Annotated in this window: 3 protein-coding genes; 2 read left to right on the top strand and 1 reads right to left on the bottom strand. The window is 59.3% G+C overall.

Features of this window, described 5'->3' with window-relative positions; genetic code table 11:
• Nucleotides 1–120 precede the first annotated feature (120 nt).
• Nucleotides 121–405 (top strand): 50S ribosome-binding protein YggL, encoded by a 285-nt coding sequence (locus tag WBB95_RS06410; protein WP_424486798.1) that lies wholly within the window; start codon nt 121–123, stop codon nt 403–405.
• Between the two features lie 55 nt (nt 406–460).
• Here WBB95_RS06410 and WBB95_RS06405 read toward each other — a convergent pair whose 3' ends face one another.
• The gene (locus tag WBB95_RS06405; protein WP_424486797.1) at nt 461–1651 is read right to left on the bottom strand and encodes a benzoate/H(+) symporter BenE family transporter; all 1191 of its coding nucleotides are present in this window, start codon (nt 1649–1651) and stop codon (nt 461–463) included.
• A gap of 215 nt (nt 1652–1866) precedes the next feature.
• On the opposite strand from WBB95_RS06405, the gene WBB95_RS06400 reads away from it, so the two are divergent.
• Complete coding sequence (locus tag WBB95_RS06400) at nt 1867–2631, top strand: GntR family transcriptional regulator (protein WP_017134778.1); 765 nt, start codon at nt 1867–1869, stop codon at nt 2629–2631.
• Nucleotides 2632–2781: the final 150 nt, after the last annotated feature.

Genomic DNA, 2781 nt, shown 5'->3' with positions numbered 1-2781 from the left:
CAGTAGAAGTGTTTTTGATAATTGTCATTTTTTTTGGAGCTGTCTGTTGTGTCTTATGAGCCCGTATTAGAGCTGTTAAACCAATAATGACACCCATCGCTAAATAGTCAAACGAAAGAGCTGGGTTTCGAACTGAACCTGGACTTCAAAGAAGGTTTGGACGATGAAGCGGTTGACGCTTTCCTCGAAGCATTCCTGACTGAAGCGATGGACGGCAATGGCCTGGACTACGTCGGCGGTGATGACTTCGGTCTGGTTTGCAAAGCCACCCGTGGTTCGGTCAACGAAGAACAGCGTGCCGCTGTTGAAGCGTGGCTGAAGGCTCGTCCAGAGCTGACCCGCGTTGAAGTCAGCGCCCTGTTGGACGCTTGGCATCCAGAAAAGCCGATCAACCCGGCTGCTTGATGTCATGAAAAAGCGACCCTTCGGGGTCGCTTTTTCGTTCCAGGGCTTTAAACGTTCAGGCCTTGCGCCAATTCAGAATCAGCAGCGTCAACACCCCCGCGACAATCCCCCAGAACGCCGAACCGATGGAAAACAACGTCAAGCCTGACGCGGTGACCATAAAGGTGATCAGCGCCGCTTCCCGTTCCTTCGGCTCATTCATGGCGATGCTCAGGCCATTGATGATCGAGCCAAACAACGCCAACGCCGCAATCGAGAGCACCAGCTCCTTGGGCAGGGCAGCGAAGAGTGCTGCCAACGTCGCGCCAAACACCCCGGCAATCCCGTAGAACACGCCGCACCATACGGCCGCGGTGTAGCGTTTGTTGCGGTCTTCGTGGGCGTGGGGCCCGGTGCAGATCGCTGCGCTGATCGCCGCCAGGTTGATGCCGTGGGAACCAAATGGCGCGAGCACCAGAGACGCCAGGCCAGTGACCGTGATCAACGGCGAGGCGGGCACGGTGTAGCCATCGGCGCGCAATACTGCGACGCCAGGCATGTTCTGCGAGGTCATCGCCACGACGAACAGCGGGATGCCGATACTGATGGTAGCCGCCAGCGAGAAGTGCGGGGTGGTCCACACCGGTGTCGCGACTTCCAGGTGAAAACCGCTGAAGTCCAGCAGGCCCATCAACCCGGAGAGCAGGGTGCCGATCACCAGTGCGGCAAGTACCGCATAACGTGGCGACAGGCGCTTGATGATCAGGTAGGTGAAAAACATCCCCAGTACCAGGCCGGTGCGATGTTGCGCGGCGACGAAAATCTCGCTGCCGATCTTGAACAAAATCCCCGCCAGCAAGGCGGCCGCCAGCGATGCCGGAATACGCTTGACCAACTTTTCAAAGCTGCCGGTCAGCCCGCACAGGGTCACCAGCACCGCGCAGGTGATGTAGGCGCCGATCGCTTCGCCGTAACTCACGCCGCCGAGGCTGGTGATCAACAGCGCCGCGCCCGGGGTCGACCAGGCAATGGTGATCGGCGTGCGGTAGCGCAGTGACAGGCCGATGCTGCACACCGCCATGCCGATGGAAATCGCCCAGATCCACGAAGAAATCTGCGCCGTGGTCAAGCCGGCGGCTTGGCCGGCCTGGAACATCAGCACCAGCGAGCTGGTGTAACCGGTCATCATGGCGATGAAGCCGGCGACGACGGCCGAGGGCGAGGTGTCGGCCAGCGGGCGCAAAGGCGCTTGGGTGGCGTCGGTCATGGCGCGGTGTTCCTTTTACCGGGAGAAAAAGCGAATTCAAGCCTAAACTCAAACGTAACCGGTCATTGCAATACAGCCGGGGCCGCAAACAGCCGTACAGTGTGTTGGCGCATTCGGTTGTGTACAATGTGCCGTGTTTTTAGGTGATACTTGCCAGCAACACGCTGTTGACGTATTACCGTTAATTCGCCGCCGTTCTCCAAACCCGAGTGCCCATGAACGAACAGTTGCAACCTCTCAAGAAACAACCGCGAGCCGGCAAGGCCGGACGCAGCGGAACCCAGGACGATATCGTCTATGCGCATATCTTCGAGGCGATCCTCGAACAACGCCTGGCACCCGGTACAAAATTGAGTGAAGAGGCACTGGGCGAAATCTTCGGCGTCAGCCGCACCATCATTCGCCGCGCGCTGTCGCGCCTGGCCCATGAAGGCGTGGTATTGCTGCGGCCCAATCGCGGTGCGGTGGTGGCGAGCCCTAGCGTAGAAGAAGCGCGCCAGGTCTTCCTGGCCCGACGCCTGGTGGAGCGCGCGATCACTGAGTTGGCGGTACAGCACGCCACGGCCGAACAGTTGGCCGAGTTGCGCCAGATGGTCAACGATGAGCGCGACAGCTTCTCGCGCGGCGATCGCGGAGCCGGTATCCGCCTCTCCGGCGAGTTCCACTTGAAGCTGGCTGAAGCGGCGAAGAACGCGCCGCTGATCAGCTTCCAGCGCAGCCTGGTGTCCCAGACCTCATTGATCATCGCCCAGTACGAAAGCGGCAACCGCTCGCACTGTTCCTACGATGAACACACGCAATTGATCGATGCGATCGAAGCCCGCGACGCGACGCTGGCGGTGAATTTGATGATGCATCACATGGATCACATCGACAGCAAGCTCAACCTCGACGAAGAAAGCGCATCGGATGATTTGCATGCGGTGTTCTCGCATCTGTTGCAGACCAAGAAGCCGGGGCGCTCGTCGGTCAAATTGTAATTTGCCAGGTATACCCGGGAAAAAATGTGGGAGCAGGGCGGGTGTGGGAGCCGGCTTTTGTGGGAGCCGGGCTTGCCCGCGATTCAGGCACCTCGGTCTGTCAGTTAGACCGAGGTGATGCTATCGCAGGCAAGCCAGCTCCCACAAAAG

Source organism: Pseudomonas sp., assembly GCF_049645325.1.
In the GTDB taxonomy this organism is placed as follows: Bacteria; Pseudomonadota; Gammaproteobacteria; order Pseudomonadales; family Pseudomonadaceae; genus Aquipseudomonas.
Note: the sequence above shows the minus strand (reverse complement) of the source record. Positions and strands in the feature narration are given on the sequence as shown.